At 38.0% G+C, this 6090-nt stretch carries 6 protein-coding genes and 1 pseudogene; all 7 read right to left on the bottom strand.

Annotated features, from left to right (window positions below; all coding sequences use genetic code 11):
* Window positions 1-38: 38 nt before the first annotated feature.
* The 7 genes and pseudogenes from FD47_RS13290 to FD47_RS13260 all read right to left on the bottom strand — a co-directional run bounded on the left by FD47_RS13290 (window position 39) and on the right by FD47_RS13260 (window position 6020).
* Complete coding sequence (locus FD47_RS13290) at window positions 39-275, bottom strand: CD1375 family protein (protein WP_054736213.1); 237 nt, start codon at window positions 273-275, stop codon at window positions 39-41.
* Between the two features lie 12 nt (window positions 276-287).
* Window positions 288-578, bottom strand: coding sequence for a hypothetical protein (locus FD47_RS13285; RefSeq protein WP_054736216.1), 291 nt, complete (start codon window positions 576-578; stop codon window positions 288-290).
* 118 nt (window positions 579-696) lie between these two features.
* Window positions 697-1092 (bottom strand): pyridoxamine 5'-phosphate oxidase family protein, encoded by a 396-nt coding sequence (locus tag FD47_RS13280; RefSeq protein WP_054736211.1) that lies wholly within the window; start codon window positions 1090-1092, stop codon window positions 697-699.
* Window positions 1093-2123: 1031 nt separating this feature from the next.
* Complete coding sequence (locus FD47_RS13275) at window positions 2124-3257, bottom strand: NHL repeat-containing protein (protein WP_056980792.1); 1134 nt, start codon at window positions 3255-3257, stop codon at window positions 2124-2126.
* A gap of 6 nt (window positions 3258-3263) precedes the next feature.
* Complete coding sequence (locus tag FD47_RS15920; RefSeq protein WP_054736206.1) at window positions 3264-4259, bottom strand: hypothetical protein; 996 nt, start codon at window positions 4257-4259, stop codon at window positions 3264-3266.
* The gene (locus FD47_RS13265; RefSeq protein ID WP_054736204.1) at window positions 4259-4798 is read right to left on the bottom strand and encodes a putative phage tail protein; all 540 of its coding nucleotides are present in this window, start codon (window positions 4796-4798) and stop codon (window positions 4259-4261) included. The genes FD47_RS15920 and FD47_RS13265 overlap by 1 nt, the downstream gene beginning before the upstream one ends.
* A pseudogene (locus tag FD47_RS13260) lies at window positions 4791-6020 on the bottom strand (baseplate J/gp47 family protein). The gene FD47_RS13265 and the pseudogene FD47_RS13260 overlap by 8 nt, the downstream one beginning before the upstream one ends.
* Window positions 6021-6090 lie beyond the last annotated feature (70 nt).

Raw genomic sequence — 6090 nt, 5'->3', positions numbered from 1 at the left:
CGTGATTATTAGCTTTCAAGTTTCAGTTAAATTCATAATTAGCCTTCTTTCGTGAGAGTGTCAGTAGATTTCACAACAACAATTTGCTTTGCAGTATCAACAGAGGTTACTGGTACGATTTGCTTAACTGACGTTGTCTGAGCTGATTCGTCCGTTTTTAACAGCGCCTGAACATCCGTTTTAAATGGTGCCGGTACTTCATCAATCGTACGACCACCATCAACCACATTAGCAGCAAACAAAATTGAAGCGGTACAATACTTTTTATCTAACATTTTAAATTCCTCCTAATGAATAACATGAATTAACTGTTGTAGAATCAAATAAATCACGGAGCTGGATCCAATGGCAATGGTGACCACCTTCCACAAGTTTTGCCGGTTAATTACTTCCATCTCTTGCTTGTGAGTGTCATTCTTTTCATTTCCTTTGATGATTGCTTCCAGAATATGATTGTTTTGCTCCCGTAAATATTTGTTACTTTCATCAACACTCTTTAAAGTGTCAGTCATTTTATTGTTAAGATCAGTAATCCGACGTTCGTGATCCGATAGTTCTTTGCCATGTTTCAATAGCATTTGATGATCCTCATCGCTTAATGGCAATGGCCTCACGCTCCTTTCTGTTTTTGGTCAAAAGAAAAGCCATCTATTTCCGTAGACGGCTAATTTGTATATATTTGTTATGCTGATAATGTTAACTGATTTGTGTACCCGCTTCTAAAGTGTTATCCAACTTAAAAATGTGCTCCACATCAATAATGACCACTGCTGCACGTGGAAAACGGTCAAAAATTTTCGGGGGTAAATACTTTTTAGATACGGAATCATTTTCATAAATCCGAGCTGTTCCTTCAAATCGAAAGCCCTTCTGAGCCTCTCTATCAGCCACAGCTACTGCCGCATAGTTGTTTTGCCGCAAGTTGTGATAGGCATGTCGAAAGGTATGCTCAAAATACAAAAGATGTGAATCATCCAGTACATGTAACGATCCTTTAGGGCCAACTTTAGGCACTCCATTCTCATCCGCAGTTGCTAGAAATGGTAATTGTTTTCCAACCATTTTTTTCATCTCTTCAGATAAAATAGGCATTATATAAGTCTCCTTTTCCATATAAGAATTATTGCGTACTCCCAGTGTATTTGTGAAGTGTAAACTGTGTCAAGCATTCAACCTAACACTCGTTTGCAATAGCAATTTGTCTTAAAATTAATAGGATCCAAAATTGTTTTAAAAAAACAACAAGATCGAATATTCAAAATCAATCCACAAAATACTTCAGACCGCCGATTCATTCTACACCCATTATTAAAAAAAGTATCTACCATCTAGAGTAGATACTTTAATTAGTGAGGGTAATACATAACACGAGTTAACTGTTAGAAGTTACTCATATTAAGGGGGGCGGGTCAATGCGTATGTCAGTACATCAACCTTAATCATATTATAAAACATTCATTTTTAATGTAAACAGTTAAGCACAAAATGACGCCTATCCCAAGCGTGGGATAGACACTAGTTAAAGAAACTATGCAGGTTGAATTATCAATTTATCGTCAATAAACGTCCTATTAACGTAGACAATATAACATGATTCAACAAGAGATAACAGCCATAATTAGCTTTTTGGATTCAAGAACCCTTTCAGGAACCCCTTAAATAAAAACGCCTACCTGAAAGTAGATGTTTAGTGTAACAATTTATATATTGACGATTAATCCACCGAGGGGGGCAATTAATCATTTATGCACATAAGAAAACCAGTGCATAACTAGGATTATATGAGTTTTCACTTCGGTTGCAAACCATTAATTACGGCAAAAGAAAAGTATTCATCGGATGGATGAATACTATGTTAACGCATGAATGGTAGTGGACTAACGTGTCCTAAACACGATAGCCTTGCAAATATTATAGTCCTAATATTGTAAAATAAAAGCACCTATCTGGGGAGATAGATGCTAAATCATATATGGGGCAAGATTATGAATACAATTCGGAAAAGATATCTGTGAAGGTAATATCTTTTGAAATATGGTTAGTAACCGGGGAAGCTACCAACAAAATTCATTATAGCACACCTTCCTCACAAAACTAATACTAAAATACGTTTATTGTTCTGCTTATTTGACGGATGGGATCCCGCTAACATCCTTACCAACGCTTAACGCGGTAACATCTTGTGTTGTGCTACCGTTAATATCATATGGGGATATAACATAAATAACGCCTTTAGAATCCATACTTGCCCTAGCACCTTTGGCATTAACAGTTTCTGAAACCCATACACTAGTACCGTCCCAATCACATTTTTGAATATTAATTTGGCTATTGGTGTTATTGCACCACAAAAAATGAATAAACCCACCCCTGTCAAAAAACATATCAAGACATCGGGCATCGTTTGGTGTGGAATAGCTTTTATCAAGTTGACCAGTTTCACTATTGAGGGTAACTCTAAAAAGTGAATCGCTGGCACCATCACCATATGTTGAGACATACACAAAATCATTACAGATAATCATTGCTGTCGGCATCGAAGTTAACGAAAAGTTCCAGTCCTCCAATCTAGCTGTTAATTGAGGAGAGTATTTAATAATCCCATCTTGTGATTCACCATTGTAATACAGATCAAAACCAATATAGATATTGTCATCCGCATCAATCGCCACAGCTTCCCCAATCGTATTACTCAGACCCATTTGAGCTTTGTAATTGCCATCTTTATCATAGTAATAAGCAAAGATGTTAGAACCAGTGCCAACAACAACAATACCATTTTCGGAATCTATGGCAATTCGATTAGGCACAAAATCATCATCAGGATATTGCTTTCCCCAAACTACTTTATTTGTGCCCGCTTTGGTCAAATCAAATTTAGCTATAATGCCAACAATCGCTAGAATAATGTTTCCCGCATGATCAGTTTCAATATGCCCTGTAGGTAAGTAACTAGTGGTGGGGCCGGTAAGACTGATCACTGGTGCTTCCAAAGTTTTATTATCGATAATCTTTGAGACACTTAAATTGCCGTTTCTATCTGTCGTTAAAATATAAGTGCTACCATCAACGACCGTAGAATCTAGCCACAAGTTTCCATTACCATCGCCGTTCAATTCGTCAATATTATGAGTAGCGGTATTTGTACTTCTAATATCTAACGGAAAAATGCGTTTACCATTTCTAGCTAGGCCTTTTAATTTTTTACCATTGTGCGCAATTCCCCAAACCAATTTACTATTATGAACAATCCCCATTTACTATCACTCCCATGTAAAGTATGAACTTGTATCATTATTAGAATCTGAAAGCGCACTGTCTTGCGTATTAGCGCTGGATGGTTTAATCATAGAACCAACTTGATCAACGGTTGCTACATCTTTCCCATTCTTCTGCAGCCCTTTAGTAAAGTTGGCCAACTTAGTGGTATCAGCTAAAGTTGAAGGCACCGCCGGTACCCCATCTTTGGTGATATAGGGATTACCAGTCGTTTTGTCAATGGGTGCCGTGTCGAAGGTTTTAGTTCCTGTAATTTCCTCATCACCAGTTTTGTGGACCACCTTGGTATCATCGGCGGGCACATACGTCTTGCCGTTAATCACAACTGATCCGTCTTTGTTATCAGTTACTTTAGTATCAATATTTTTCGCAAGCCCATAGGCATCCCCATCTTTATTAACTGGATCATACTTAAACTGATTATCACCAGTATAGTAATTATCTTGGTTTAACTTCGCTAAATCAGACGTATCCACCTTAACGTTAGCAATGGCATCGGCTACATATTCCTTAGTTGCAAAACTATCAGGATTTACATTAATTGTAACCTGTTTGGCATTACCAACCACAACGTAAATCGAAACGGCAAAAGTAAACATAATGGCAGAATCAGACTTGGGCATTGTTTCTGGATCAGCCGCAGTGGTAACTGCATAAAGTTGCTCTTTAGCTCCATCGACATCTTCTTTGGCATACAATCCCATCGCCTGGATGGGATAGCTTTCAGTTAAGTTTAAATTATCAAAACTAACTTTTGTTCCTTTAACTTTCGTTCCACCATTTGGATCAGGCAAAATTCGATCAATTTCACCAGTCTGCTTTTCATGTGGTAATGTAATTAATTGGCTTAAATCTGTTTGGCTTAAATCATCAGCCGTAGAAGTCGCTTTGGTAATTGTGAATTTAGTGTCACCGTTGCTGGCGCGCTGGGCTAAATCAGCACCAAAAGCGGTTAGTTGGGAATCATGATACTCACTCATTAATTTGCTCCTTTCGCATTTACTACTGTTTCAACCTGAATTACCGTAGCAATGCCATAGTATTGCTTAAAGCTGACTTGGGTTTCAGTCGGTGTAAATAATTTGGTCACCATATTTGCTGGAATCAATGTATTAAAAATATATTGAAGCTGTTTAATCTCTGTTGAGGTTGGCAGCCTATTATAAAACATCGCCGAAACTGTTTGCTTTATGACATCTTGTTGAAGGTCAATCGGAATATTCAGGTTTTGGATTAATTGCTTAAAGTATGGCCATGTAATGGCTGCAGGCGGTAATAGTCTCAGCAGAATCACATTTTTACGCTGTTGCAGTGTATCAGTACTATTGGGGACAATACTTAACTCAGATTCCATTAACTTAACCCCGGTTTCATCCGCAGTGGTCACAAATTGATTGCTTAAAAATTGACGTACAAATGTCTCTAGTTCATCCAGTGTCAATTGCTCTCCATTCAGCAATCGGTCCATTTCCCGAACACCTTGGTAATAATCCGGTAAGTAATCCATTAATTTAGTCATTCAATGTCACCGTCCCTAAAACTGGTAATTCAGAAGTTTCATTAGTCGCTTGTAATTTCAAGTCAGATTCCTGATCATTTAAGGTCGGCAAAGTGGCATTAGTTACGCCGTTAATTTTTAAAATCTCCGCTAAGATCTGTGAACGATAAACAGTTACGTTATATCCCCGGCCAATGGTAGCATCAATTACTGCCCAACCTTTTCTTAAATTACCAAAGTAAGATTGCAATGCTTGATTAATATTATTTTTTACAGTTGTTTCATCAATGCCTGTAGCAAACGTAATTGTGCTAATGATGTCTATTTTTAATTCTGTCGGTGTAGCCACTGTTACAACATGGTCAATAGGAGCCAATCCATAACCACTTCCACCTGGAGCTGGATCAATTTCATTTTGAACCGAAGCGATTAATTCATCTGACGCTGGTAAGAAATTATTATCCACGATAACTAATTTTACAGTTCCGCCTCCTTGCCAAGCGGGTTATATTTGTCCTGCACCAACTTCTTCAATTCGGTCTAACATATCAACGTAGTCTGCAATATTACCACCATAAGCATTGTAAGTGTCCGGAGACAATAAACGTGTTCGTAAATCATCGTCACTTTCACTGTCTCTAGCCGGTACCGTTATTTCTGTAATTTCGGCATAGCTTAAGACATCGTTATAGGAAACTGGTAAGATTTGGCCTTTGTATCCATTGGGCCTAGTGCCCAACTCTTCTGCTTCTAAAATAATTATTGGTGCGGTGACATCAGTAGCCATAGCTGAAAAAGTTGCTCCGCCTTTGTCAGCAATTGTCTGTGGCGAACTAAGCTGCGTTTTAATATCATCAGTTACTTTAATGACGGTATAAAAAATCGGTTCATCCCCAATCGAAGCGAACCGATCACCAATTTGAATATTTGTAACAGGTAGATTATTTCGATCAATAGCAGTGGCTTTAACTTGCGTTTTGGTGGCAGCGATTCGACTGGTTCCTCGTTCAACAGCACGGTAATCTAGAAACTCACCCGTGGAAGTTTGCGTATAAATAAATTCAATCGTGTTAGCCAAAGTAATTGCTTCTTCGGCCAAAACCGTTGCAGCGGGAGCCAAAGCATCATAAATAATGGATCCCTCCCGTTTATCCACATCGTCACTAACATTATCCATCAATTCATCTAGATAGTAATCAAAATCATGACTACGAATTTCTGCAACTAATTCACTAGGACTCATTAATCATCACCTCCGGACTAATACTAATTTCTCCATAAATGCTCCTACGTCAAGTTTTGGTACTAAAAAA

This window comes from Lentilactobacillus parafarraginis DSM 18390 = JCM 14109, assembly GCF_001435895.1.
Classification (GTDB): Bacteria; Bacillota; Bacilli; order Lactobacillales; family Lactobacillaceae; genus Lentilactobacillus; species Lentilactobacillus parafarraginis.
The sequence above is the reverse complement of the archived record's forward strand: the minus strand, read 5'-3'. Positions and strand labels throughout refer to the sequence as shown.